The sequence below is a fragment of the Parvibaculum sp. MBR-TMA-1.3b-4.2 genome, from assembly GCF_053628815.1.
The window spans coordinates 1,778,704-1,803,171 of sequence record NZ_JBRJHC010000001.1 but is presented as its reverse complement, the minus strand read 5'-3'; the positions used below and the strand labels follow the sequence as shown (position 1 = coordinate 1,803,171).

The following is a 24,468-nucleotide window of genomic DNA, read 5'->3' as shown; positions in this document are numbered from 1 at the left end:
CCGGGCCGATGACCCCGGATGAATGGCAGGCGCACGTGACGCGCGAGGCGGCGCTGGAGATCGGACGATGGCTCGAGGCCCGAGGAAGACTGCACGCACCCATCGCAAGCCTCAGCCTCGGCGACCTCGAAGCCATGGCCAGCAACGCGATCTCGCGCTGGATCGTGCTCCAGTCCGAAAAGCTCCAGAGGGCGGGTTGGCCGCCCGAGGACCCGATCGCGACCTTCTTGCTCGGGTAGCGCTCTGCGCCGTCTGCGCCCGCGAGGCGCGCGGCTTCGGCTACTGCCAAGGCCTCCGCTGGGATCGCCACCCCTACCACCGCTTCTGCTCGCGCCGCTGCCAGGACGTGGGCAGCGCCATCGCCCAAAGGAACAACGGCATGATCGACAAGACCGCGCGCGAGGCGCAGGCGATCCGCGATGCGCGGACGCTCTTCGCCGAAGCGCTCACCGACCTCGGGCTCATGGAGCCCTTCTTCCACCGCAGCGCCGAGGACATCGACCGCCTCATCGAGGCGGCGGTCACCGGCTACATCGACAGCATGCAGGAGCAGGCCGCGCGCAAGGAGCGCACAGGCACGGCCCTCGACGACCCGATCCCGTTTTAGGAGCGCGGTGATGATCGACCTGAACGACGACACCGCGTCCTGCAGCTGGAAGCACCTGCTCGAGGCGGCCTCCGAGAACGCCGTCACCGATTTCGAGATCGAATTCTGCGACAGCATCCGCGAGAAGCTCGCGCGGTTCGGCGACAGTGCCCGGCTGACGGACGCGCAGTTCCACAAGCTGACCTGCATCGCGCAGGCCGGCGGCTTATGGGAGCGCGAGCGATGATCGACCTGAACCATGGCTCGGGCTTCCTCTACGGCGCCGACGCTCCGCGCCCGCCCATCGCGGAAGCGGTGTCCGCCGCCATCGACACGGCGCTGTCCGCGCGCCACAGGGCCGAGCGTCCACGCACCTATGTCAGCTCTTCGGGTCTCGGCCGCGACTGCCTGCGCCAGATCCAGTACGACTTCCTCGCGGTCCCAAAGGACGAGGGCCAGGAGTTCGCGCCGCGCACGCTGCGCATCTTCGAGGCGGGCCACCGGGCCGAGGACATCGTCGCGGGCTGGTTCCGGATCGCCGGGTTCAACCTGCGCACCGAGCGCCCCGATGGCCGCCAGTTCGGCTTCGAGGCCCTCGGCGGGCGCTTCAAGGGCCATATCGACGGCTGCATCGTCTCGGGCCCCGTCGCGATGGACTATCCCGCACTCTGGGAGAACAAGGCGCTCGGCGCGGCCAGCTGGAAGGACGTGGTCAAGCGCGGCGTCAGCCTCGCGCGGCCGGTCTACGCCGCCCAGATCGCCCTTTATCAGGCCTACATGGACCTGCCGCAGCCAGCGCTCTTCACCGCGCTCAATCGCGACACGATGGAATTGCACGCGGAGCTCGTGCCCTTCGACGCGCATCTCGCGCAGGAAATGTCGGACCGCGCCGTCGCCGTGGTGCGGGCCTCCGAGGCCGGGGAATGGCTGCCGCGCGCGGGGGCCGAGCCCACGGTGGTCCTCTGCCGGGGCGGCATGGCGGCCGGCAAGTGGCATGCGCCCTGTGCCTGGGCGGGTCGGTGCTGGGGTGAGCGGCGTCCCGGAAACGCTCCGGTGGAGCGTTTCAGCCGCGAACGGGCGGAGCCCAGGCCATGATCCCCGACGCCTATGAGCTCAAGCGGATCGTGCGCGCGCATCGCGAGCGGTTCTGGTGCTCCGACCTGCTCGCAGCGGCGGAGTTCGCGCCGATCTATTTCTTCGACGATCAGGCAGCCTTCGATGGCGATTTCGTCGACCGCGCGATGACCCGGGTCTTTACCGGTCCGCTCCGGCTGCCGCATCCGTCCGTGATCTTCGAGGTGCGCGAGCAGCGCGCGTCTCCCTCTGGCCTGATCGTCTGCGCCCGCGCCGACGGCGACATCGTCGAGGCCACGTTCCTCATGCGCAAGCGGGCGCCGCGCGGCTGGACGGATTGCCTGGTGCGGGTCTGGATGCATCCGGACGGAAAGGCGGAGATCGAGGGCAACCCCGCCGAGCGGAGCGACGAGACGGTCCGCGGTCACGGTGAAGTCGCCGCCGGCATCGTCTGGCGCGCGCTGACCATCCTCGGCGCGTCCCCGGACATCCGCGACCGCAAGGTGTCCCCCGCGAAACGGTCCCGCCTGTCTCGCGAGGGCGTACGCGGATGGGTCTGGCGCCAGGTCGCCATCGATCCGGCGCGCCTGCAGGCAGCGACGCCGCCGCAGGGCGGCAGTCACGCCAGCCCGCGCTGGCACATCCGCCGTGGTCACTGGCGGCAGCTCGCCGACGGTCGCCGTGTCTTCGTCCGCCAGTGCGAGGTGGGCGATCCGACCCGCGGCGGGATCGTGAAGGATTACGCAGTGGAGATGCCCCATTCATGACCGAGATCACCCCATCCGCCACGCAGGTCGCCGCGATCCGCGAGATCAGGGAATGGTTCGAGACCCGCACGGAGCAGCAGCAGGTGTTCCGCCTGTTCGGCTATGCCGGGTCCGGCAAGACCACCGTGCTGAAGTTCGCGCTCGAGGAACTCGGCCTCTCGCCCCACCGCAGCGCGAAGGACGGCCGCTGCGTGCCCGGCGTCGTCACCGCCACCTTCACCGGCAAGGCCGCGCTGGTGCTGACCCGCAAGGGCACGCCGGCGCGCACCATCCACAGCCTGATCTACTCGGTGATCGAGTCGACCGAGGAGGAGATCGAGGACGCCGCCCGGAAGATAGCGGCGGCAGAGCGCGACGCGCGTCGTCTCACCGGGTTCGCGCGCACCACGGCCGATGCGGCAATCGAGGCAATGCGCCAGGGGCTCTCGGCCATGAAGCATCCCCGCTTCGCCCTGAACCCGCAGAGCGACGCGGCCGACGCCCGGCTGATCGTGCTCGACGAGGTGTCGATGGTCGGCGAGGAGATGGCGCGCGACCTGATGAGCTTCGGCAAACCGATCCTCGTCCTCGGCGATCCGGGCCAGCTGCCGCCGATCCGGGGCGAAGGCGCCTTCACCCGAGACGAGCCGGACGTGATGCTGACCGAGATCCACCGCCAGGCGGCCGAGAGCGCGATCATCCGCCTCGCCACCATGGCGCGCGAGGGCCGGCCGATCGGCTTCGGCGTCTACGACGATCATGTCGCCAAGCTCCGCAAGGGCGACATTACGCCGGAACAGGCGCTGCGCGGCGGCCAGCTGATCTGCGGGCTGAACGCCACGCGGCTGCAGATCAACAACGCCATGCGCGCTGCCGCGGGGCTCGGCGGGAGCTGGCTGCCCACGGGGCCGGCCGAGAAGATCATCTGCCTGAAGAACCAGAACGATCTGGGGCTGATCAACGGGATGTTCGTGACGCTCGAGGACATCGTCGACGAGGGCAGCCTCTACTTCTCCGCTGTCGTCCATGACGAGGACGGGCGTCACATCGGCGAGCCCTATGAGGACGGGCGCCGAGGCCGGCTGCGCATCTACAAGGGGCATTTCGAGGATCATGTCGCCTACGACGACAAGCGCCACGACCGCGACTACAGGGAGAAGCGCCTGCTGACCGAGGCGACCTTCGGCTGGGCGATCACCGCCCACAAGGCGCAGGGCTCGCAGTGGGAGAACGTCATTGTCTGGGACGACGGGCTGGGCCGCAGCGAGATCGACCGCCGCCGCTGGCTCTACACCGCGATCACCCGGGCCGAGCGCGGTCTCGTCCTTCTGGCCTGAGGGGCGCGATGATCGACCTCAACGACATCGCGGTCCCGAAGACCCGGCACGATCTGGCGGCGGTGAAGGAGCGGCTCGCCTGCACGGCCGCCGACTGGCTGCCGGGGCTCTTCCCCGAGGCCCGGCTTGCCCGGGACCGTCGATCCTTGCGCTGCGCAGACCTTTCCGGGCGCCCGCCGCGCAAGGAGGGCTCGTGCACCATCCATCTCGACGGGCCCTATGCCGGCTGGGGCTTCGACTACGCCACCGGCGAGCGGGCCGGTCCGATCGACCTGATCGCGCAGGCGACCGGTCTCTGCGACGGCGCGCTCTTCGACGAGGCGGCGCGGCTGGCGGGGATGGATCTCCCTGCGCCGCAACCCGCGCCGAAGTCGCCCATGCGCGCACGTCCCGACCACTCGGCCGAGATTGCGCGCCTCGTCGGCGGGGCTGTGCGGCTCGCCGGCACGTTGGGCGAGACCTACCTGCGCGCTCGCGGGCTATCGGATCCCGGCTCGCCCGACCTACTGTTCCACGCCGACCTTCCGGACTTCGACAGCTGCCGCGGCTGGCCCGGCCTGATCGCGATCCTGCGGCTGCCGGGCGGGGAGCGCGCGCCGGGCATCCACCGCACCTTCCTGCTCGACGACGGCAGCGCCAAGGCGCCTCCGGGCAAGAAGATGCTCGGCAGCGTGAAGGATGCCGTGGTGCGCCTGTTCCCGATGCCCAAGGACGGGCACATCGGCATCGCCGAGGGGATCGAGACGGCGCTCGCCGCCCACGCGCTCTTCGGCACACCGGTCTGGGCAGCGCTGTCGGCCGACGGTCTGGCGCGGTTCCAGTGGCCCGAGGACACCCGGCGCATCACCATCTATGCCGATGCCGGAGACGCCGGCCGCCAGGCGGCCGCGACGCTTTCGGACCGCCTGAACCACGCCGACATCCCGAACGAGATCGTCGCGCCGCTCCATGGCGACGACTTCAACGACGATCTCCAGCGCGGCGCTCGCGCCGAGGACTATGTGCGACCAGCTGACGCTACAGCGGAGCCGCAGGATGGGGATCCGGTAGAAGTCGAGACGGCCACGCCCATCGTCGCAACCTCTGACGACCCCCAGACGCTCATCGCCGCGGCCGAGACGCTGACCAATCCGCCCGAGTTCGAAGCGCTGTCCACGCTGCTCGGGCGAATCGCACTGGCGAAGCTCGATCCTCTGCCCGAACGGCAGGTCATCGCGCGGATCAAGTCCGCGACCGGCATCGGCATGTCGGTCCTGACCCAGCAGCTGGCCGAGCTCCGCCGCCGCGTGAACGCCACCGGCGACCCGCACGCGCCGATCCCGAAGCCTACGTGGTTCAGGCGCCTTCGGCTCGATCTCGCGGGGGCGCCCGAGCGCAACGAGGCCAACGTCATCGTCGCGTTGACCTCCGATCCGGCCTTCGCCGGCGTTCTCGCCTTCGACGAGTTCGGGCAGGAGATCGTGGTGCGCCAGCCGCTGCCGTGGGATGGCGCCGCCGTGTCCCTCCCGCGCCCGTGGGAGGACGCCGACGACATTCGCACCGCCGAGTGGCTGCAGCTGCGCGGCATCAACGTGGCGCCGGTGGTTGTGAGCCGCGCCGTCGGCGCCGTCGCCCGCGAGCTGCGCATCCATCCCGTCCGCGACTGGCTCGACATCCTGAAATGGGATGGCACGCCCAGGATCGAGACCTGGACCAGCGCCTATCTCGGCGCGGAACCCACCGCGTTCCATCACACCATCGGCGCGCTCTGGCTGATCTCGGCCGTCGCCCGCATCTACCGCCCCGGCGTGAAAGCCGACCACATGCTGATCCTCGAGGGGCCGCAGGGCGCGCGCAAATCCACCGCGATCAAGGTGCTGGCCGGCGAGGAATGGTTCACCGACGAGCTGCCCGAGCTCGGGTCGAAGGACGCGGCCCTGCACATGCAGGGCGTCTGGATCGTGGAAATCGCCGAACTGGACGCCATTGGTCGCGCCGAGGTCTCGCGCATCAAGGCGTTCCTGACCCGCACCACCGACCGCTTCCGCCCGCCCTACGCGCGCTACACCGTCGAGGTGCCGCGCCAGTGCGTGTTCGCAGGCACGGTGAACCCCGACACCTATCTGCGCGACGAGACCGGCAACCGCCGGTTCTGGCCGCTCCGCTGCGGGACCATCGACATCGCGGCGCTCGCCCGCGACCGGGACCAGCTCTGGGCCGAGGCGCTCCACCGCTTCCGCGCCGGCGCGATCTGGTGGATCGACGACCCGGCGATCCTCGCCGATGCTGCCGCCGCGCAGGAGGCGCGCTATCAAGCGGATGCCTGGGACGCCCGTATCGACCGCTGGCTGACCCACGACACCCACAGCGTCAATCGCGGCCACGCAGGCTATGAGGACTGGCAGGACGAAGAGTTCGAGCGCGCCGACCCGATCCGGGATGTATCGGTTGGCGAAATCCTTGAGGGCGCGCTCGGCATCGAACCCGCGAAATGGACGAAGGGCGATCAGATGCGCGTGGGGGCCTGGCTGAAGTCCCGAGATTGGGAGCGATACCGCAGCGGCACGGGCGCGACCCGCGAATGGCGCTACCGCAGGCCACAGGGCGGCGGCTGAAGTCACGATGAGCATCTCCGGCATCGAAGGGGCATCCGATCGGGTGCCCTTTTCCGTTTTGCCCTGTCCCACTTCGGCCCTGAAGTGGGACAGAAAAAGTCGTTCAAAATCAATCTTGTCCCACTTGTCCCACTTGGATCGCCAACTTCTTTCCTTTCCATATGGAATGCATGTGTCCCGGCTGACTTCGTACCTTCTCATACGACGTAAGGAAAAAAGGTGGGACAAGTGGGACAGGTGGGACATGCATTGTTTTCAAAGGGAAATTTTTTGTCCCACTTGGTTCGTGAAGTGGGACAGGCCGACGCAAGGTGGGACACCTACGCGGTCCGGCGCAATTTTCTTGATCAGCCGCTCGCAACATGATTCCCTGCCCATGACCGAAGCCGAAGGCCCACGAGCCATGTGAGCCTTCACGATGAACACACAGATCCCCGCACAGGACATCCGCCCCGAGCCGGGCGCGATCAACCGGTCCTGCATCCTCGCGCTCGACCTTGGCACCGCGACCGGATGGGCGCTCCGCAGCCATGACGGACTGATCACCAGCGGCACGGTCAGCTTCCGACCCGGACGCTTCGACGGCGGCGGCATGCGCTACCTGCGTTTCACCAATTGGCTGACCGAACTCGACCGACTGGCCGGGCCCATCGCCGCGATCTGGTTCGAGGAGGTGAGAGCCCACAGGGGCGTGGACGCCTCGCACGTGTTTGGAGGTCTCCTGGCGACGCTGACGACTTGGGCCGAGCTTCGCGGCGTGCCATACGAGGGCGTCGCCGTTGGATCGATCAAACGCCACGCCACCGGCAAGGGCAACGCGCCCAAGGAGGCGATGATCGCCGCGGCGCGAGCACGAGGGTTTTCGCCCGCCGACGACAACGAGGCCGACGCCATCGCGATCCTCCATTGGGCGCTCGAGACGAACGGGGGCCTGGGATGAGGTGGTACCCGAAAGGCTACGGCGGCTCGCGCCGGGATCCGGATCAGGTGAAGCGCGATGGCTGGCATGACGAGGGTGTGCTCGCCGTCTCCGTCGAAGACGACCGGCTAACCTGGCCGGAGCGCGAGCTGGTCCGTCAACTCGGTGAGAAGCTCTACGGAAAGCGGCAGGAGGACGGGTCTCGTGCGTGAATGGACAACTGCCCGCGTTCAGGACCGCCTCGAACTGGCCGCCGACGTCTTCGCGCAGCTGCCCGCGGTGAAGCCGCAGGGCTACTTCAACGCGTGGCCTGAGTATTTCCACAGCTTCGCCGATCAGGTCGGCCAGGAGCCCCGAACCCGCCGGCCGAAGCCCGGACCGCGCGACATCACGCAGGCCGAGGATGCACTGCTCTGGCTGCGGTGGCTCGACCCCGCCGATGCGCGCCTGCTCTGGCTCCGGGCGAGCCGCAAGCCGTGGAAACCGATCTGCTGGGAACTCGGCATCAGCCGTGCCACCGCGAACCGGCGCTGGCAATACGGGATCGCCGTGATCGTCTGGCGGCTGAATGGGAGGCAGGTGCCGAAGAAGCGGTCGATGGAGTTCGTGGTGGCGCAGGCGGCGCATTGAGTGTGTCAAGGCTCGACAGTCGCGTGAGACAATTTCCTGCGAGACACCGGACGGCGAGACGGATCGCCCCGCTGACGCTATCCATGGCGATATACTCGGGGTCGTGCGCTCAGGCGAACCGACGCTGATCCCGAGGTGGACACCGGGGCTGGCTTCCGGGGTCCAGCCAGGGTCCAGGCCGCCAAACCATTGTTTTCCGGTTCCTTTCTGGGCCAAAACGTATGCTGGCGGGCTTGGCTCGGCATTTCGCCAGCGACAGGGCCGGATTTTTGGGAAGCCACCGGGGTCCAGCGTCCAGCCGCGACGCCACGAAACCCTCCTGAATTCAAACACCTGATCGGCCGCCTGGGGTGGATACCCCGCGGATGCCGGAGTCCAACCGGAAGCCGGTGGACCCCGCCACACCGGAGTCCATCCGGCCAATGCCGATCGATCATCGACAGGAATCTGCATGACCCTCGCCTTCGCCCCCGAGCGGATCGAGATGTGGCCGCTGGCCATGCTCCAGCCCTACGCGAAGAACGCGAAGGTGCACGGGCCCGACCAGGTCGCGAAGATCGCCGCCAGCATGGCCGAGTTCGGCTGGACCGTGCCCTGCCTCGTCGGCGAAGATGGCGAGTTGATTGCGGGCCACGGACGGGTGCTGGCCGCGACGCAGCTGGGGCTGACCGAAGCGCCGGTGATCGTGCTCGGGCACCTGACCGAGGCGCAGCGGCGGGCCTACCGCATCGCCGACAACCGGCTGGCTGAAAGCCCGTGGGACGAGGCGCTGCTCTCGGCCGAACTGAACGACCTGCTGGCTGATGACTACGACCTGTCGCTGGTCGGGTTCTCGGACGGCGAGCTCGACAAGCTGCTGGCCTTCGATCCGGACGGCGGCAGTGAAGAAGAGGGTGGCGCCGGTGGCTCCTTGCCTACGGTGACCATCCCCGAGCCGCCGCGCAACCCGGCCTCGCGCACGGGCGATCTGTGGATTCTCGGGGATCATCGGCTGCTGTGTGGAGACAGCACCAGCGAGACGGACGTCCGCCGCCTGATGAACGGCGAGCGGGCGATCCTGTTCGCGACCGACCCGCCGTACCTCGTCGATTACGACGGGTCCAACCATCCGACCCGCAACAAGGACTGGTCCGCGTCCTACGGCACGACCTGGGACGACAGCTCGCAGGGCGCCGAGCTCTATGACGGCTTCATCGCGGCGGCCGTGGCCGAGGCGATCACCGAGGACGCCGCCTGGTACTGCTGGCATGCCTCCCGCCGCCAGGCAATGCTCGAGGCCTGCTGGGAGAAGGCGGGCGCCTTCGTCCACCAGCAGATCATCTGGGTGAAGGACCGCGGCGTCCTGACCCGCTCCCACTACCTCTGGAAGCACGAGCCCTGCTTCATGGGCTGGCGCCGCCCGAACCGCCCGCCGAAGGTTGCCGAGCAGACGCTGCCTTCGACCTGGGAGATGCCGTCCTTCGCCAAGGATGAACGCCCCGATCACCCGACGCCGAAACCGCTCGACGCCTTCGGCATCCCGATGCGCCAGCATGTTGCGCGGGGCGGGCTTTGCTATGAACCCTTCTCGGGCTCCGGCTCGCAAATCATGGCGGGCGAGGCCAACGGCCGCCGCGTCTTCGCGATGGAGATCAGCCCGGCTTACGTCGATGTCGCCGTCGAGCGCTGGCAAGCCGAAACCGGCAAGGACGCGACCCTCGACGGCGATGGCCGGACCTTCGCCGCGGTGAAGACGGAGCGGCTGGGCGACAAGGCCGATGCCGCTGCCTGATGGCCGTCTACTACAACGATGCCGATCCTGCGGCCTGCGCATGGCTGCGGGAGCTGATCGCGGCCAAGCTGCTGCCGGATGGCGAGGTCGATGGGCGGTCCATCCTGGACGTGGAGCCCGCCGACCTGCGCGGCTTCGCGCAATGTCATTTCTTCGCCGGCATCGGCGGCTGGCCCTATGCGCTGCGACTCGCGGGCGTAGCGGAGGAGCTGTCCGCCTGGACCGGTTCGCCGCCTTGCCAACCCTTCAGCCAGGCCGGGCAGCGCAAGGGACAGGACGATGACCGCCACCTCGCCCCGGCCTTCCTGCGGCTCGTCGCCGCCTGCCGCCCGGAGCTCGTCTTCGGCGAGCAGGTCGCGAGCGCGGCGGTGCTCGGACCGGTTGGCAGAAAGTCTCGCGCGGCAGTTGAGGGCCCGGCTGGCTGGGCGTGGTTCGACGCTCTGGCGGCTGACCTGGAAGCGGCATCTTACGCCGTCGCGGCGGCCGATCTGCCGGCTGCGGGCATCGGCGCGCCGCACATCCGCCAGCGCCTGTTCTTCGGCGCCGTCGCCTTGGAAGCAGTCACTCGCGGGTTGGGCGACGGCCTCGGCGAGGGATCACAAGGACGGATCGGAATGCCGGTCGGTGCCGATCAATGCGCTGCTCGGCCGACAGGTCTGGCTGGCGGGTTGGCCGACGGCGATGGCGGGCTCGCCCGCCACGAAGCGATACAACGCGGCCGGCAACACCGATGCGAGCCGCAGGACGGTGAAGCTGGTGGACTGGTCGATGGCGCCGACCCTGGCGGGGCCAATGCGACGGACGGCGTCTGGCGAGATCCGGACTGGCTCCTCTGCCGCGATGACCGCTGGCGGCCCGTTGAGCCCGGAACATTCCCGCTGGCTGATGGGCTACCCGGTCGCATGGGGCTGCTGCGGGGCTACGGCAATGCGATCGTTCCGTCGCTCGCGGCGGAGTTCGTGACGGCGTTTCTGGAGAGCCTGCGATGAAGCAGAGCCGGATCATGTCGATGGTCGAGGCCGCGGCAAACGTTGTCGTCGGCTACGTTTTGGCCATCGCCACGCAGATCGTCGTGTTCCCGTGGTTCGGGATCGAGACTGGTCTCGCGGAGCATCTGACCATCGGCTTGGCCTTCGTCGGCGTCTCGCTGGCGCGGGGTTACCTGCTGCGACGACTGTTCGAGCGTTGGCGATAGCGCCGGACATCACACATCGGCGGGCTCGACTGCCGTGATGTAGGCGGGGCCTGCATTCCACGAACCCTCATCAAGGGTCCAGAAGGCGTCCTCCATGTCGGCCAGCGCCACGAAGGCGACGGCTTGCGCCGCCTCCGGGGACAGTGCCTCGACGGTCACGCAGGTGCTTTCGGTGACGGCACGGGTGATCTTGACCCTGTACCGCGGCATCAGACGGCGTCCTCGATGCGGTAGCAGCGCCCTCTTCCTTCGACTTTCTCCGAGGTGACGGTCAGACCGAGCTTTTTCTTAAGCGCGCCGGCAAGCGCACCCCTCACCGTGTGCGGTCTCCAGTCCAAGGCCGCGACCATCTCGTCGATGGTCGCGCCGCCCTCGGTGCGGAGCATCTCGATCAGCTTCGCCTGCTTCGTGCCCGTGCGCGGTGTGCGCGCCTTGGGCGCGGGACCAGCCTCGGCGGGAGCGTCCTGCGAGGCCTCTTCACTCGGCGCCTCGTCGGCGCTCGCGGGCGCGCTGTCGCCGCTCTCCGGCTCGACGCCGATGGCGACGAGGCCCGCGTCCGTGATGTGCAGGAGGATGGCGCGGCCGTCCTCGTCATTGCGCCAGATCCGGTTGAGGGCGGCGTCGGCCTTGGTCTGGCTGTCGGTCGTGGTTTCGGCGATCAGCCCGCGGGAGAGGAGCGCGCCGACCACCTTGGTGGCGGCGCCGCCGCGGAGCGAGCCGGGAAGCGGCAGGACGTTGCGGCCCTCGCGCTGCGCGGCGGCGCTGAGGATCACGAGCTGGGTGTCGGAAAGCTTGGTCATCGGGGGTCTCCGGATTCGGGCCCGCGTCATGCGGCGCCTTCTACGACCCCGAGCCGCGCGGGGCGCGCGGCGGGAGTTCCGGCTCGGCCGGAGATCACTCGGCGTGTTCGCCCTCGCCGAAGGCGCTGTCGGTGATGCGCTTCAGCAGGCTGGCGTAGTGTTCGAGGGTGCCGACCATCGCCCAGCCCACCTCGTCGGGGTGGCAGTTGAAATGGTCGTCGCTGAGCGCCTGCAGGCGCGCGAGCATCGCGTCGATCTCGGCTTTCTTGCCGATGAAGGCCGCGAGCGCGTTCGCCCGGTTCCTCGAACCGGTGGCGGAACCGGGCTCACCCTTGTTCCGGCGCGCCTTCTCGGCGCGGGCCTCAAAGCGCTGGGTTGTGATCGGGTTCAGGCGGGTTGTCATCGTGGTGGCTCCGGGTGAGTTGCATCGTCCTTGTGATCGGACGTTCGCTCCGGTGGCGCGGCTTATCAACTCGATAAGCACCTGACTTTGAATGATAATCGAGGGTGGCGATGCAGGGCATGAGCGAGCGCCAGTACGCCGCCCATGTCGGGCTGTCGCGCGGCGCGATCCAGAAGGCGAAGACGGCGCGGCGGCTCGTCCTGCACGAGGATGGCAGCATCGACGCTGTCGCATCCGACAAGCGGCGGGCCGAGACGACGGACCCATCGAAGACCAGGGAAGCGCCGGCGCCGAAGCTGAAACCCGTGCCCGAGGCCGCCGTCGCCGCCGTCGGCGACACGCTCCGTGAACAGGGGCTGTCCGCGCCTGCCGTCGGCGGCGGTACGACCTTCCTGCAGGCCAAAACCGCGAACGAGGTGCTGAAGGCGCAGGAGCGGCGCATCCGACTCCAGAAGCTGAAGGGGGAACTGGTCGACCGCGCCCGGGCGGAGACGCTGATGTTCCGGCTCGCGCGCGACGAGCGCGACGCTTGGGTGACGTGGCCGGCGCGGGTGGCCGCGCTGATGGCCTCGGAACTCACCGAGGCATTGGGAGACGCATGCGAGGTGGAGGCGGCGCTGATGCAGAAGGTTCTGGAGGCCCATGTTCGCGCCCAGCTCGACAGCCTCGCGGAGATCCGACCCGGGCTTGGATGACGATCTTGTCGGGTTCGACGGCGCCGCCGCGTTGCTCCGCGCCTGGTCGCGGGGCCTGCGCCCCGACCCGGACCTGACCGTCTCGAGTTGGGCCGACCGCCACCGGAAACTCGCCTCGCGCGCGTCGGCTGAGCCCGGGCAGTACCGGACCGCGCGCACGCCCTACATGCGCGAGATCATGGACCGGCTCTCGCCCGGCGATCCGACCCAGCGGATCGTGTTCATGAAGGCGGCGCAGGTCGGCGCGACCGAGGCCGGCAACAACTGGATCGGCTTCGTCATCCACCAGGCGCCGGGCCCGATGCTCGCGGTCCAGCCGACGGTGGAACTGGCCAAGCGAAACTCGCGGCAGCGGATCGACCCGCTGATCGACGAGAGCCCGGACCTGCGGGATCGGGTGAAGCCCGCGCGATCCCGCGACGCGGGCAACACGATGCTGTCCAAGGAGTTCGCGGGCGGCATCCTGATCATGACCGGCGCCAACTCGGCGGTCGGGCTGCGGTCCACCCCGGCGCGGTACATCTTCCTCGACGAGGTCGACGCCTATCCGGCCTCGGCCGACGAAGAAGGCGATCCGGTCACGCTGGCCGAGGCACGCTCGCTGACCTTCGCCCATCGGCGGAAGGTGTTCCTGGTGTCGACCCCGACGATCCGCGGGCTCTCCCGGATCGAGCGGGAGTTCGAGGCGTCCGATCAGCGGCGCTACTTCGTGCCGTGCCCGCATTGCGACGCGATGCAGTGGCTGAAGTTCGAGCGCCTGCGCTGGGAAAAGGGGCGCCCGGAGACGGCCGAGTATCTCTGCGAGGGCTGCGAGCGGCCCATCGCGGAGCACCACAAGACGAGGATGCTCGAGCACGGCGAGTGGCGCGCGACGGCAACGGCTACCGATCCCACGACGGTCGGCTACCACTTGTCGGCGCTCTACTCGCCGGTGGGCTGGCTCAGCTGGCAGCGGATCGCGCGGGCGCATGAGGCGGCACGGGGCAGCGACGAGGCGATGCGGGCGTTCCGGAACACCATCCTCGGCGAGACCTGGATGGAAACCGGCGAGGCGCCCGACTGGCAGCGGCTGGCGGACCGGCGTGAAGCGTGGTCCCCGGGCACGGTCCCGGAGCGGGGGCTGTTCCTGACCGCGGGCGCCGACGTTCAGAAGGACCGGATCGAGGTCGATGTATGGGCCTGGGGCCGAGGCCTGGAAAGCTGGCTCGTCGATCATCTCGTGCTCGAAGGCGGGCCCGGCGATCCGGCCTGCTGGCAGCAGCTGACCGACCTGCTCGGGCGAACATGGGCGCATGGGTCTGGCCAGCGGATGACGCTTGCCCGGCTCGCCATCGACACGGGGTATGAGACCAGCGCGGTCTATGCCTGGTCGCGCCAGGTGGGCTTTGCGCAGGTGGCGCCGGTGAAGGGCGTCGAGGGGTTCACCCGGACGAGCCCGGTGACCGGGCCGACCTATGTCGATGCGACCGTCGCCGGCAAACGGCTCCGGCGCGGCGCCCGGCTCTGGACCGTGGCCACATCGACCTTCAAGGCCGAGACCTATCGCTTCCTGCGGCAGGACCGGCCGACGAGGGAAGAACAGGCGGAGGGCGCGCTTTGCCCGCCCGGAACGATCCATCTGCCGGACTGGGCGGACGGCGAATGGCTGAAACAGCTGACCGCCGAGCAGCTGGTGACCGTGCGGACGAAACGCGGCTTCACGCGGCTCGAATGGCAGAAGCTGCGCGAGCGCAACGAGGCGCTGGACACACGGGTCTATGCCCGTGCGGCGGCGTGGATCGCGGGCGCGGATCGCTGGTCTGAGGCGCGGTGGGCCGATCTGGAAGCACAACTCGGTATGGCGAAGCAGGACGGGCCCGAGGCCAGTCCGACAAAGGCGCCGTCCGGCCCGACACGATCAATGCCACGCCGGCGCACGGTGCGCTCGAGCTACATGAGGTGATCCATGGCCACGGCCGCAGAGCTCCGCGCCCGCCGGGACGCCCTGACCGCGCAGCGGTCCTCCGGCGTGGCGCGGGTCAGCTACGACGGCAAGACCGTGGACTATCGCAGCGTCGCCGAGATCGACCGGGCCATCGAAGCGCTGGACCGCGAGATCGCCGCGGCCGAGGGGCGTCGGATCGTCCGACATGTGCGCGTGACGACAGCGAAGGGGCTCTGAAGCATGCGCCTCTTCGACCGTTTCCGCCGCCGCTCGACCGGCGGCCCCGCTGCCGTGCGCGCCCGTCTCGAAGGCGCCATGGCGAAACGCCGGCTGCGCGGCTGGAACCCGCCGCTCGAGAACATCAACGCGCTGGTCGCCTCGGGCGGCCCGCGTCTGCTGGCGCGGTCCCGAGAGCTGGTGGTGACGAACGGCTATGCCGCCAACGCCTGCGAAGCCTTCGCGGCCAACCTTGTCGGCGATGGCATCAAGCCCTCGTCGCTGATCGGGGACGCCGATCTGCGCGACCGGGTGCAGCAGCTCTGGCTCGCCTGGACTGACGAGGCCGATGCGGACGGGCTGACGGACTTCTACGGCCTGCAGGCCATGGTCGCGCGGGAGATGTTCGTGGCCGGCGAGTGCTTCGTCCGGATGCGCCCGCGTCGGGTCGAAGACGGGCTACTGGTCCCGCTGCAGCTGCAGCTTCTCCAGTCCGACATGCTGCCCTTCGAGAAGACCGAGGTGCTGGCCTCTGGCAACCGCATCCGTTGCGGGATCGAGTTCGATGCGATCGGCCGGCGCGTGGCCTATCACTTCCGCCGGCACCATCCGGGCGACAGCACCGATCAGGGCGCGGTGATCCCGGAGACGGTGCGCGTGCCGGCGGCGGATGTGCTGCACATCTACCGGCCCATCGACGCGGGCCAGATCCGCGGACTGCCGCATATCGCGCCGGCCATGGTGCGGCTGTTTCTGCTCGACCAGTACGACGACGCCGAGCTCGACCGGAAGAAGACCGCGGCGATGTTCGCGGGCTTCATCACCAAGACCGCGCCGGAAGAGCCCATGATGGGCGAAACGCAAGCGGATCTCGACGGGGCCGCCATTGCGAGCCTCGAGCCCGGCACGATGCAGGTGCTGCTGCCGGGCGAGGACGTGAAATTCTCGTCGCCCGCGGATGTCGGCGGCGGCTACGAGGCGTTCCAGTACCGCACGCTGCTGGCGGTCTCGGCCTCGCTTGGGCTGCCCTATCATCTCGTCACCGGCGATGTCCGGCAGGCGAATTACTCGTCCCTGCGCGCCGAACTCGTCGAGTTCCGCCGCCGCATCGGCCAGCTGCAGCACGGCGTGATCGTGCACCAGCTCTGCCGCGCGGTGTGGCGGCGCTGGCTGGAGACGGCGGTGCTCGTTGGCGCGCTCGATGCCGATCCCGCGACGGTGCGACCGGTGCAATGGATCCCGCCGCGCTGGGACTGGGTCGATCCGCTGAAGGACATCCAGGCGCAGGTGCTGGCGATGGAGGCGGGCATCACCTCGCGGCGCAAGGTGGTCGAGGCCACCGGTTACGACATCGAGGAAGTGGACCGCGAGAACGCCGCCGACGCTGCGCGCGCGACGGGGCTCGGTCTCCGCTACCGCACGAGCCCCGGCGAGACGCAGGGCGTCCGCGCGACACCGGCGACCCGGGCCGAGCCCGGCCACGGTCGCGGCAACGACACGGACGACGGCGCGGCGGCGACCGATCCGGCCACCGAACAGGAGTGACGACATGGCAAGCTGGTATGCGATCCGCGCCCGGGGGACCGGCGCGGAAGTGGCGATCTATGACGAGATCGGCGCCTACGGGGTCTCGGCGAGGGGTTTTCTGGCCGAACTGGGCGCACTGCCCGAGGGCACGCCGGTCGATCTGCGGCTGAACAGCCCCGGCGGATCGGTCTTCGATGCGGTGGCGATCCACAACGCGCTGAAGCGCCACGAGGGCCCGGTCACGGTCTGGATCGACGGCATCGCCGCCTCGGCTGCCTCCTACATTGCCATGGCGGGCGACGAGATCGTCATGCCCGAGAACGCCTTCCTGATGATCCACGACCCCGCCGGTCTCGTGATGGGCACGGCCGAGGACATGCGCGCCATGGCCGAGGCGCTCGACAAGGTGAAGGGCAGCCTCGTCGCGGGCTATGCCGCGAAATCCGGTCGGACAGCGGAGGAAGTCTCGGCGCTCATGGCGGCCGAGACCTGGTTCGACGCTGGCGACGCCGTGGCGCAGGGCTTCGCCGACCGGCTGATCGAGCCCGTCCGCATCGCCGCGAACTTCGACATTGGGCGCTTCCGCAATGCGCCGCCGGTGCTGGTCGAGGCTGTCGAAGCTGAAGCGGACACTGGCGAGCAGACCGACGCCGCCGCCCCCGAAGTTTCCGAGGCGACGGACGAAGCTGCCGAAGACGGGCAGGCCGTGGACGCCGAAGGCGATGAGGCTTCCGCCCCCGACGCCCCTCAGCCGCCGGCCGAGACGCCACCGCCCAGCGGCGCGCCGCCGGATCCTGCCGTGATCCGGGCCGAGGCCATTGGGCACGCCCGGGACGTCATCGATCTCTGCCGCCTTGCCGGCCAGGCGCAGATGGCCGGCCGTTTCCTCGAAGAGGACGCGAGCCTCGATGAGGTGCGCACCGTGCTCCTCGCCGCCAGGGCCGAGGCCGAGCCCGAGATCGCACCCCATCACCCGCAGCCCGGCCGGTCCTCGGCCGCGCGCCCCTGGGGCGAGATCGTCGCCCGCACCTTCAAGCTGAAAGGATGACACCATGACCACGCTCGTCGAAGGCACGCACCCCGGCGGTTTCCTCGTCTGGGAAGCCTTCCGCGACTACACCCGCGAGACGATCACCGTCGCCGCGAGCACGCTCGAGCCCGGCACCGTGCTCGGCAAGATAACCGCGTCCGGAAAGTACGCCGCGCACGATCCCGCCGCCGTCGACGGCACCGAGACAGCCGTCGCGGTGCTCTGGGGCAATGCGGATGCGTCCGGTGGCGATGCGCTGGCCGTCGCCGTCGTCCGCGGTCCCGCCATCGTCAACCGCCACGACCTCGTCTTCGCGGGCACGCCCAGCGAGGGGGAGATCGCGGCCGCACACGCGGCGCTCCTCGCCGCGGGCATCCTCGTCCGCTGACCCAATCCCGACAGGAGGCATCCAAATGGCCACCATGGACATCTTCGAAGGCGATGCCTTCACCATCGTCGAGCTCACCCGTGCGCTCGAGAACATCCCCTACAAGCCCGCGCTGCTCTCGGGCTCGGCCCTCTTCAGCCCGCGCGGCGTGCGCTCGCGCACCGTGGTGATCGAGAGCCGCGATGGCACACTCTCGCTGATCCCGTTCTCCGAGCGCGGCTCGGCCTACGAGCAGCAGGTGCCCGACCGGCGCGAGATGCGCGCCTTCGTCTGCCGCCAGTTCAAGAAGCAGGACGTGCTCTGGGCCTCCGAGATCCAGTCCGTCCGCGACTTCGGCTCCGAAAGCGCCACCCAGCAGGTGCAGACCGAGGTGGCTTATCGGCTCAGGAAACTCCGCCAGGATGCCGAGACCACCTTCGAATACCACCTCCTGAATGGCATCCAGGGGCTGGTGAAGGACCCGAAGGACCACGCCACCGTCGTGAACTATTTCACCGAGTTCGGCATCACGCCCGCGGCCGAGATCGACTTCGATCTCGACAACGCAAGCCCCGCCTCGGGAGCGCTGCGGAAGCGCTGCCAGGCGCTGATCGAGAGCGTCGAGGACTCGATGGGCGGGCTTTCGGCCGGGGCCGTGCAGATCCGTGCCGAATGCGGCTCGGCCTTCTTCGCCGATCTCGTTGCCCACAAGGAGGTGCGGGAGACCTATCTCAACACCGCCGCGGCGGCCGATCTGCGGGGCCGCGTCGCCGACGAGGTCAGCTTCGGCGGCATCACCTTCCGCCGCTACCGGGGCGGCGTCGGGTTCACGGTCCCGACCGACAAGGCGTTCTTCTATCCCGAGGGCATCGAGGGGCTCTTCGAGATCTACTACGCCCCCGCCGACACCTTCGAGACGGTCAACACGCTCGGCCAGCCGCTCTATGCCCGGACGATCCCCGACCGGGACCGCGACGAATGGGTGCGGCTGGAGATCGAGAGCAACCCGCTGCCGATTTGCACCCGGCCGCAGGTGCTGCGCTCGGCACGGCGAACCTGATGACCGTCTTCGACGCCGCCCTCGACGCGCTCTTCGCCGACGCTCACCTGGCACGCGACGTGGTCTACACCGCCGAGGGCGGCGCGCCGGTGCTGGTCCGCGCGATCCTGCGCCGACCCGACGACGTCACCGGCTTCGGCGACGCGCGCATCTGGTCGGAAACCACTCGGCTGGATCTGCGCCTCGCGGAGGTGGCGAACCCGCGTCCCGGCGACCGGATCGAGATCGACGGCGAGGCTTTCCTTATCCAGGGCGAGCCCGTCCGCGACCGCGAGCGGCTGGTCTGGACCGTCGATCTGCGCCCGGCTTGATCGCGATGAAGCTGAAGCTCGACATCGCGCCCGATCTCGTCGCCGCCATGGCGGCAGAGGTGAAGGCCGGCGAGAAGGCGGTCACCGCCGCCATGCGCGAGGCCGGCACCGGGCTGAAGACCGCCTGGCGCGGCCAGATCACAGGCGCCGGGCTCGGGCGACGGCTCGCGAACTCGATCCGGAGCCAGACCTACCCGAAGGCCGGCGAAAGCCTGAACGCCGCGGCGCTCGTCTGGTCCAAGGCCCCGGTCATTGTCGGCGCCCACGACACCGGCCCGCTGATCCGCTCCAGAGACGGGTTCTGGCTCGCGATCCCGACCGAAGCCGCCGGGCGTGGTCTGCGCGGCGCGAAGATCACCCCCGGCGAGTGGGAACGCCGGCGGGGTCTGCGTCTCCGCTTCATCTACCGCCGCCGCGGACCGAGCCTTCTGGTGGCGGAAGGGCGGCTGAACAGTCGTGGGCTCGGTGTCGCGTCGCGGTCGAAGACCGGCCGCGGACGCACAACGGTGCCGATCTTCCTGCTGGTCCCGCAGGTCAAGTTGCCGAAGCGGCTGGATCTCGGGCGGGATGCAGACCGGGCGCTCGACAGCTTACCGGGGCAGATGGTGTCGAACTGGGTGGAAAGGCGGCTGTGACATCTGATATGCTTTCGCGAAGGCCGTCGTGGCCAATCTCTTGTGACCAAGCATCTACAAGTGCAAATGGCCTGCGTCCTTCGAACGGTTTTCCTGATCTTTATGTTGTTTCCTGCACTTGCCGTCGGTAAGCCGGTCCATATTCCGGGGCCGGAAGGGCCACTGGAAGGGGAGATGATCGTCGTCGATGGCGCCCTGCATGCTGTCGTCATCGTTCCCGGTTCGGGTCCGACGGACAGGGACGGGAATTCAAGCCAGGGCCTTGCGACGAATACCTACCGGCTGCTCGCTGAAGGGTTGGCCGAAGCAGGCATTTCTTCCGTGCGGATCGACAAGCGAGGGCTTTACGGCAGCTCTATGGCGATTGCCAATCCAAACAACGTTACCCTCTCGGCCTATGCCGAAGATGTCCGTAATTGGGTTGGGTTTGTGTCGGACCTTGCTCCATGTGTCTGGATTGCAGGACATTCCGAAGGGGGGCTGGTGGCCCTTGTCGCCGCGCAAAATGCGCCTGCCAATCTTTGCGGCCTAATTCTCCTTGCGACACCCGGGCGCCCGGCCGGCGAGCTCCTGATCGAGCAATTGGAAGGCAATCCGCACAATGCCCCGTTAGTGGAGGATATCCGCTCGATCGTGACCGACCTTGAAGGCGGACGTCGCCGGGAAGCCGGGTCCATACCCCCGATCCTGCAGCCGCTTTTTGTGGATAGCGTGCAGGGATACCTGATTGACCTATTTTCCTATGATCCTTCCGACGTCGCTGCGACATGGCGCGGGCCTGCGCTGATCGTTCAAGGCGACGCGGATCGACAGGTCCGTCTTAAAGACGCTGATTTGCTCGTTCGAGCAATGCCGCAAGCGCGGCGTCTTCACCTTGCTGGTGGCACGCATATGCTAAAGGCTCTTTCGGAAAGAGACCCGCTCGCCGACTACCGAGACCCCAGTTTGCCGCTGCATGCAGGATTGCTTGGCGGCATCGTTCAATTTCTAGAGGCTTCTCCGAGCCGCGCGAGATTGAGGTGACGCTTTCACCGCTGCGCTGCCATTACCAGCATCCGGCCGAGATCGAGGCTGTTGTGCAAGGTTCCGACCGTGACGCCGCCTTCGACACGCTGGCTGCCAGCATCATTTCGGCGACGCCATCCCACCATAATCTGGGCGGTCTTTGCGAGCGTGCGAAGCGTAAGCGCCGCGGGCGTAGATCTGCCTGTCGAGGACGCCGCGCGAAGTCATTCCTATCCAACGATCATGTTCGTTTACCTTCTTCCTTGGCAGTTTGCTGCAATGCGCTCCAGTGCCGGTTTTCCTCCCGGTGCCGCCGGACCAGTTGCTGAAACGGTTAGACTTCGACTGAGACGTCGAGCGTGCGCTCGACAGCATGCCAGGGATGATTGTGGCGAACTGGGTAGAGGTGCGGCTTCGGTGAGTGCGTAACCACTTCAAGAAATCGCCGCCCGCTCGACGGAGCTTATTATTCAGCGCCGACCCATTTCAATCCAGCATGCGCCTCTGGCGAACTACGAACGCGAAGCTTGATTTCCCCGCGTGACGTTTCTTCCGAAGCGGGAAATCGCTCTTTGGTCTTACCCGGATCAATAAGCCCAGCATTCAGGGCCGGCTTCCGAAAGTACCACAGGGCCCACTTCTGATTGAGGACCGCTGAACGAAACCAGTCGCCTTTAGCTTTGAAACGGAGCTCGCGTTCGATGTAGCCATGTCCGGCAGGGCGCACCGTGGTTCCGTCAGGGAATTGAGCATGGGCGCAGATCAAGTAGGCGTCGCGGATGGCTGCGTCTACGGCTGTCGCATCTCGGAGCTGTCCTTCAAGGCGTTGCGGATCAAGCAGCATTTTTCCTCGCGCCGCCTTGTGCCTCGCGGCGTTTGGCAATCCAAACACCGTCGAAGCAAGCGTCAAGCACGAGTCGAGCGACAGACTATGCCCAGCCCTCGCGAAACCATCCTCGCCGCGCTGCACGCGCGGCTCTCGGTGCTGCCCGCGACCGCGCTCCGCGGCGAGGTTCTGCCCGAGCGCGTGCCGGCGGAGGGCCTCCTGATCCTGCGCGACGGCGAGCCGGGGGAGCCGGAGGTGACGCTGTCGCCCCTGCGCTACCATTACCAGCACCGGGCCGAGATCGAGGCGGTCGTGCAGGGCGCCGACCGTGACGCCGCCTTCGACACGCTGACCGCCAGGATCGGCACGGCGCTCGCCGCCGACCGCACGCTGGGCGGGCTCTGCGACTGGGTCGAGGCGGAAGCGCCACGGCCGGTCGATCTGCCGGTCGAGGGCGCGGCTAGCCTGAAGGCCGCCGTGATCCCGGTGGTCCTGCATTATTCCACGGCCGATCCGCTCGGCTGACCCCGACAACCCGAGGAGAACACCATGGCACGAGCCCAGGGGGCGCGGGCGCTGATGGCGCTTGCGTTCGAGACGACTTATGGAACGCCGCCCGCAAGCGGCTTCACCCGCATGCCCTTCGCCAGCACCTCGCTCGGCGCGGAGCAGCTGCTGCTGAACTCGGAGCTGCTCGGCTACGGCCGCGATCCGCTGGCGCCGATCAAGGATGCGGTGACGGCCGACGGCGATGTCGTGGTGCCGCTCGACGCAGAGGCTTTCGGCTTCTGGCTGAAGGCGGCCTTCGGCACGCCGACGACCACGGGCGCGGAGGCGCCGTACAGCCACGAGTTCCAGTCCGGGTCCTGGATGCTTCCCTCGATGTCGATCGAGACCGGCATGCCGGAGGTGCCGCGCTACGCGATGTATTCCGGCTGCGTGCTCGACCAGATCACCTGGCAGATGCAGCGCTCGGGGCTGTTGACGGCAACGGCGCGGCTGGTCGCTCAGGGCGAGACGGTGGGCACGACAACCGGCGCCGGGACGCCTGCCGCGCTGGAGCTGAAGCGCTTCGGCCATTTCAACGGCGCGATTACGCGGAACGGGACCGCGCTCGGCAACGTGGTCTCGGCCGAGATCACCTACGCCAACAACCTCGACCGCATCGAGACGATCCGCTCGGACGGCCGCATCGACGGCGCGGACCCCTCCATCGCCGCGCTGACCGGCCGGATCGAGGTGCGCTTCGCCGACCAGACGCTGGTGACGCAGGCCATCAACGGCGAGGCCTGCGAGCTCGAGTTCGCCTACGTCCTGCCCTCGGGCGAGAGCTTCACCTTCACGGTGCACGCCGTCTACCTGCCGCGCCCGCGCATCGAGATTTCCGGACCGCAGGGGGTGCAAGTCACCTTCGACTGGCAGGCCGCCCGCGACAGCGTGGTCGGCCGGATGTGCACCGCAACCCTGATCAACGACATAGAGGTGTATTGAGGATGCTGACGCTCGACCTGACCAACGCGCCGCGCTGGCATGACCTCGCGCCCGGCGTCCGGGTGCAGCTGCGACCGCTGACGACCGCGCTGATGGTGGCGACGCGCAGCGATCCGGCCGTCGAGGCGTTGCCGGAGAAGGCGTCCGACGAAGATCGCGCGGTCGCCTTCGCCAAGGCGCTGGCGCGGCGGGCCGTGCTCGCCTGGGACGGCATCGGCGATGCGGACGGCAAGCCCATCGACCCGAGCCCCGAGGCCATCGACGCGCTGCTCGATGTCTGGCCGATCTTCGAGGCCTTCCAGCTGACCTACGTCTCCAAAGGCCTGCTTCTGGAACAGGAAAAAAACGCCTCCGCGCTCTCGCCGAATGGTCCTTCGGCGGGGGCGAGCGCTACTGCGAAGCCTGCGCGCAAACCTGCCCGGACTGCCCGGGCCGCACCAACAGGCCGCTGACGCAAGAGGGCTGGCAGCTCTGGGACCTGGTCGGCCGTCTCGGCGGACAGCTGCGTGTCCTGCCCGGCGCTGTGATCGGCTGGGACATGTCGGCGGCGCTCGCACTCGGTGACGCGCTCGGCGTGCCGCGGCTGGCCATGGCCGAACTGCTGCCGGTCATCGAAGCGGTGATGGTCCGGAAGCTGAACGAGGAGCTGAGCGCGAATGGTGGCCCGGGGGTCAGGCCTTGATCTTCTCGATCAGCGTGACGCCGGGCAGTCCCTCGAAATGTGCGTCGCAGGTCAGGAGCATCGCGCCCTGTGCGCGGGCAGTTGCGAAGATGATCGCGTCGGCGGTCGCAAGCTTGTGCTCGCGGCACGACTCCGCCGCCGCCAGCGCGATCTCGGTGTCGAGCGGCACCACATGGCAGACCTGCGTGAAGGCGATTACCTGATCCGCCTTGTCCTCGCCGACCTCGCGCGTCAGCCATTTCGCCAGCTCGAGCTGGACCATGGTCGGTACGAGCCACTCGGCCTGTTCGGGCAGATGTTCAGACAGCTTCTCGCCGGTCGGCGAGCCGATGAGCCACTCGATCCACGCCGACGTGTCGACGAGGATCATCAGAACCGATCCGTCCGGTCGCGATAATCGGTGGCGGACGCGCCGCGCGCGAGCCCCTTCAGCGCCTCCCGCTTGGGCACCGGCACAAGCAGGACGCCCGTGCCTTTCGGGATGAAGGCAAAGGTCAGCCCGGCCTCCCAGTGCTGGGCGGCCCGGATCGCCTTGGGAATCGAGATCTGGAATTTCGAGGACAGGGTCGCGGTCTCGGCCATGGTCATACCTTCACTTGATCGATGGCATAAACGTAAGACGCCCATGCGGCGAAAGCAAGGAG

Annotated in this window: 33 protein-coding genes; 27 read left to right on the top strand and 6 right to left on the bottom strand. The window is 68.4% G+C overall.

Translation table 11 applies throughout. The features are described 5' to 3' along the window. Positions 1 to 8 precede the first annotated feature (8 nt). The 13 genes from ACSSVQ_RS08680 to ACSSVQ_RS08620 all read left to right on the top strand — a co-directional run bounded on the left by ACSSVQ_RS08680 (position 9) and on the right by ACSSVQ_RS08620 (position 10,852). Positions 9 to 239 carry a hypothetical protein gene (locus ACSSVQ_RS08680; RefSeq protein WP_093359960.1) on the top strand — a complete coding sequence of 77 codons (231 nt, stop codon included), beginning with the start codon at positions 9 to 11 and terminating at the stop codon, positions 237 to 239. 140 nt (positions 240 to 379) lie between these two features. Continuing rightward, positions 380 to 607, top strand: a complete 228-nt coding sequence (locus ACSSVQ_RS08675; protein ID WP_454182331.1) for a DUF6511 domain-containing protein — start codon at positions 380 to 382, stop codon at positions 605 to 607. A gap of 10 nt (positions 608 to 617) precedes the next feature. Then, complete coding sequence (locus ACSSVQ_RS08670; protein ID WP_454182329.1) at positions 618 to 833, top strand: hypothetical protein; 216 nt, start codon at positions 618 to 620, stop codon at positions 831 to 833. After that, positions 830 to 1,681, top strand: coding sequence for a hypothetical protein (locus tag ACSSVQ_RS08665; protein WP_454182327.1), 852 nt, complete (start codon positions 830 to 832; stop codon positions 1,679 to 1,681). The genes ACSSVQ_RS08670 and ACSSVQ_RS08665 overlap by 4 nt, the downstream gene beginning before the upstream one ends. Then, positions 1,678 to 2,427 (top strand): hypothetical protein, encoded by a 750-nt coding sequence (locus ACSSVQ_RS08660; protein ID WP_454182325.1) that lies wholly within the window; start codon positions 1,678 to 1,680, stop codon positions 2,425 to 2,427. Before ACSSVQ_RS08665 ends, ACSSVQ_RS08660 begins: the two co-directional genes overlap by 4 nt. Then, positions 2,424 to 3,743 (top strand): ATP-dependent DNA helicase, encoded by a 1,320-nt coding sequence (locus ACSSVQ_RS08655; protein ID WP_454182323.1) that lies wholly within the window; start codon positions 2,424 to 2,426, stop codon positions 3,741 to 3,743. The genes ACSSVQ_RS08660 and ACSSVQ_RS08655 overlap by 4 nt, the downstream gene beginning before the upstream one ends. Positions 3,744 to 3,751: 8 nt before the next feature. Next, positions 3,752 to 6,337, top strand: coding sequence for a VapE domain-containing protein (locus ACSSVQ_RS08650; protein WP_454182321.1), 2,586 nt, complete (start codon positions 3,752 to 3,754; stop codon positions 6,335 to 6,337). Between the two features lie 418 nt (positions 6,338 to 6,755). Further along, a complete protein-coding gene (locus ACSSVQ_RS08645) occupies positions 6,756 to 7,277 on the top strand; it encodes a crossover junction endodeoxyribonuclease RuvC (protein ID WP_454182319.1) in 522 nt (173 codons plus the stop codon). After that, positions 7,274 to 7,468, top strand: a complete 195-nt coding sequence (locus ACSSVQ_RS08640; protein ID WP_454182317.1) for a hypothetical protein — start codon at positions 7,274 to 7,276, stop codon at positions 7,466 to 7,468. Before ACSSVQ_RS08645 ends, ACSSVQ_RS08640 begins: the two co-directional genes overlap by 4 nt. Further along, the gene (locus ACSSVQ_RS08635; protein ID WP_454182315.1) at positions 7,461 to 7,886 is read left to right on the top strand and encodes a DUF6362 family protein; all 426 of its coding nucleotides are present in this window, start codon (positions 7,461 to 7,463) and stop codon (positions 7,884 to 7,886) included. The genes ACSSVQ_RS08640 and ACSSVQ_RS08635 overlap by 8 nt, the downstream gene beginning before the upstream one ends. Before the next feature lie 451 nt (positions 7,887 to 8,337). Then, positions 8,338 to 9,657 carry a site-specific DNA-methyltransferase gene (locus tag ACSSVQ_RS08630; RefSeq protein ID WP_454182313.1) on the top strand — a complete coding sequence of 440 codons (1,320 nt, stop codon included), beginning with the start codon at positions 8,338 to 8,340 and terminating at the stop codon, positions 9,655 to 9,657. Next, positions 9,657 to 10,646: a DNA cytosine methyltransferase gene (locus ACSSVQ_RS08625; RefSeq protein WP_454182311.1), complete on the top strand. Its 990-nt coding sequence runs from the start codon at positions 9,657 to 9,659 to the stop codon at positions 10,644 to 10,646. The genes ACSSVQ_RS08630 and ACSSVQ_RS08625 overlap by 1 nt, the downstream gene beginning before the upstream one ends. Further along, positions 10,643 to 10,852 carry a DUF7220 family protein gene (locus ACSSVQ_RS08620; RefSeq protein WP_446288293.1) on the top strand — a complete coding sequence of 70 codons (210 nt, stop codon included), beginning with the start codon at positions 10,643 to 10,645 and terminating at the stop codon, positions 10,850 to 10,852. Before ACSSVQ_RS08625 ends, ACSSVQ_RS08620 begins: the two co-directional genes overlap by 4 nt. Before the next feature lie 9 nt (positions 10,853 to 10,861). Here ACSSVQ_RS08620 and ACSSVQ_RS08615 read toward each other — a convergent pair whose 3' ends face one another. From ACSSVQ_RS08615 to ACSSVQ_RS08605, 3 genes are all read right to left on the bottom strand, one after another. Beyond that, positions 10,862 to 11,062, bottom strand: a complete 201-nt coding sequence (locus ACSSVQ_RS08615; RefSeq protein WP_111405741.1) for a hypothetical protein — start codon at positions 11,060 to 11,062, stop codon at positions 10,862 to 10,864. Continuing rightward, the gene (locus tag ACSSVQ_RS08610) at positions 11,062 to 11,652 is read right to left on the bottom strand and encodes a DUF3489 domain-containing protein (RefSeq protein ID WP_454182308.1); all 591 of its coding nucleotides are present in this window, start codon (positions 11,650 to 11,652) and stop codon (positions 11,062 to 11,064) included. Before ACSSVQ_RS08610 ends, ACSSVQ_RS08615 begins: the two co-directional genes overlap by 1 nt. Before the next feature lie 94 nt (positions 11,653 to 11,746). Beyond that, positions 11,747 to 12,055 (bottom strand): hypothetical protein, encoded by a 309-nt coding sequence (locus tag ACSSVQ_RS08605; protein ID WP_454182306.1) that lies wholly within the window; start codon positions 12,053 to 12,055, stop codon positions 11,747 to 11,749. A 119-nt stretch (positions 12,056 to 12,174) separates the two neighbouring features. On the opposite strand from ACSSVQ_RS08605, the gene ACSSVQ_RS08600 reads away from it, so the two are divergent. The 10 genes from ACSSVQ_RS08600 to ACSSVQ_RS08555 all read left to right on the top strand — a co-directional run bounded on the left by ACSSVQ_RS08600 (position 12,175) and on the right by ACSSVQ_RS08555 (position 20,843). Continuing rightward, positions 12,175 to 12,750, top strand: coding sequence for a hypothetical protein (locus ACSSVQ_RS08600; RefSeq protein ID WP_454182304.1), 576 nt, complete (start codon positions 12,175 to 12,177; stop codon positions 12,748 to 12,750). Continuing rightward, positions 12,743 to 14,692 (top strand): phage terminase large subunit family protein, encoded by a 1,950-nt coding sequence (locus ACSSVQ_RS08595; RefSeq protein ID WP_454182302.1) that lies wholly within the window; start codon positions 12,743 to 12,745, stop codon positions 14,690 to 14,692. Before ACSSVQ_RS08600 ends, ACSSVQ_RS08595 begins: the two co-directional genes overlap by 8 nt. Before the next feature lie 3 nt (positions 14,693 to 14,695). Next, positions 14,696 to 14,911: a phage head-tail joining protein gene (locus tag ACSSVQ_RS08590; protein WP_093359498.1), complete on the top strand. Its 216-nt coding sequence runs from the start codon at positions 14,696 to 14,698 to the stop codon at positions 14,909 to 14,911. 3 nt (positions 14,912 to 14,914) lie between these two features. Next, positions 14,915 to 16,435 carry a phage portal protein gene (locus ACSSVQ_RS08585; RefSeq protein ID WP_454182301.1) on the top strand — a complete coding sequence of 507 codons (1,521 nt, stop codon included), beginning with the start codon at positions 14,915 to 14,917 and terminating at the stop codon, positions 16,433 to 16,435. A 4-nt stretch (positions 16,436 to 16,439) separates the two neighbouring features. After that, a complete protein-coding gene (locus tag ACSSVQ_RS08580) occupies positions 16,440 to 17,465 on the top strand; it encodes a head maturation protease, ClpP-related (RefSeq protein WP_454182299.1) in 1,026 nt (341 codons plus the stop codon). Between the two features lie 4 nt (positions 17,466 to 17,469). Continuing rightward, positions 17,470 to 17,835: a head decoration protein gene (locus ACSSVQ_RS08575; protein ID WP_454182297.1), complete on the top strand. Its 366-nt coding sequence runs from the start codon at positions 17,470 to 17,472 to the stop codon at positions 17,833 to 17,835. A 25-nt stretch (positions 17,836 to 17,860) separates the two neighbouring features. After that, on the top strand, positions 17,861 to 18,874 hold the full coding sequence (locus tag ACSSVQ_RS08570; RefSeq protein ID WP_418024696.1) for a major capsid protein: 1,014 nt from the start codon (positions 17,861 to 17,863) through the stop codon (positions 18,872 to 18,874). Further along, complete coding sequence (locus tag ACSSVQ_RS08565) at positions 18,874 to 19,185, top strand: head-tail joining protein (protein ID WP_261521918.1); 312 nt, start codon at positions 18,874 to 18,876, stop codon at positions 19,183 to 19,185. Before ACSSVQ_RS08570 ends, ACSSVQ_RS08565 begins: the two co-directional genes overlap by 1 nt. A gap of 5 nt (positions 19,186 to 19,190) precedes the next feature. Next, the gene (locus tag ACSSVQ_RS08560; protein ID WP_454182295.1) at positions 19,191 to 19,820 is read left to right on the top strand and encodes a DUF6441 family protein; all 630 of its coding nucleotides are present in this window, start codon (positions 19,191 to 19,193) and stop codon (positions 19,818 to 19,820) included. Between the two features lie 174 nt (positions 19,821 to 19,994). After that, positions 19,995 to 20,843 (top strand): alpha/beta hydrolase, encoded by an 849-nt coding sequence (locus ACSSVQ_RS08555; RefSeq protein WP_454182293.1) that lies wholly within the window; start codon positions 19,995 to 19,997, stop codon positions 20,841 to 20,843. 448 nt (positions 20,844 to 21,291) lie between these two features. On the opposite strand, the gene ACSSVQ_RS08550 is transcribed toward ACSSVQ_RS08555, so the two are convergent. Continuing rightward, positions 21,292 to 21,669 (bottom strand): hypothetical protein, encoded by a 378-nt coding sequence (locus ACSSVQ_RS08550; RefSeq protein WP_454182292.1) that lies wholly within the window; start codon positions 21,667 to 21,669, stop codon positions 21,292 to 21,294. Between the two features lie 87 nt (positions 21,670 to 21,756). On the opposite strand from ACSSVQ_RS08550, the gene ACSSVQ_RS08545 reads away from it, so the two are divergent. From ACSSVQ_RS08545 to ACSSVQ_RS08530, 4 genes are read left to right on the top strand one after another with little or no spacing between them, the layout of a single operon-like run. Continuing rightward, a complete protein-coding gene (locus ACSSVQ_RS08545) occupies positions 21,757 to 22,176 on the top strand; it encodes a hypothetical protein (RefSeq protein ID WP_454182291.1) in 420 nt (139 codons plus the stop codon). Between the two features lie 24 nt (positions 22,177 to 22,200). After that, positions 22,201 to 23,142 (top strand): phage tail tube protein, encoded by a 942-nt coding sequence (locus ACSSVQ_RS08540; protein ID WP_454182289.1) that lies wholly within the window; start codon positions 22,201 to 22,203, stop codon positions 23,140 to 23,142. Next, positions 23,139 to 23,594 carry a hypothetical protein gene (locus ACSSVQ_RS08535; RefSeq protein ID WP_454182287.1) on the top strand — a complete coding sequence of 152 codons (456 nt, stop codon included), beginning with the start codon at positions 23,139 to 23,141 and terminating at the stop codon, positions 23,592 to 23,594. The genes ACSSVQ_RS08540 and ACSSVQ_RS08535 overlap by 4 nt, the downstream gene beginning before the upstream one ends. Then, entirely contained in the window at positions 23,591 to 23,824 is a 234-nt protein-coding gene (locus ACSSVQ_RS08530; RefSeq protein ID WP_454184673.1) for a DUF7697 family protein, read from the top strand. The genes ACSSVQ_RS08535 and ACSSVQ_RS08530 overlap by 4 nt, the downstream gene beginning before the upstream one ends. Here the strand turns inward: ACSSVQ_RS08530 and ACSSVQ_RS08525 are convergent. Together ACSSVQ_RS08525 and ACSSVQ_RS08520 are read right to left on the bottom strand one after the other, a co-directional pair. Next, on the bottom strand, positions 23,814 to 24,194 hold the full coding sequence (locus tag ACSSVQ_RS08525; RefSeq protein WP_454182285.1) for a PIN domain-containing protein: 381 nt from the start codon (positions 24,192 to 24,194) through the stop codon (positions 23,814 to 23,816). The genes ACSSVQ_RS08530 and ACSSVQ_RS08525 overlap by 11 nt on opposite strands. Next, complete coding sequence (locus ACSSVQ_RS08520; protein WP_007427722.1) at positions 24,194 to 24,412, bottom strand: AbrB/MazE/SpoVT family DNA-binding domain-containing protein; 219 nt, start codon at positions 24,410 to 24,412, stop codon at positions 24,194 to 24,196. The genes ACSSVQ_RS08525 and ACSSVQ_RS08520 overlap by 1 nt, the downstream gene beginning before the upstream one ends. Between the last annotated feature and the right edge of the window lie 56 nt (positions 24,413 to 24,468).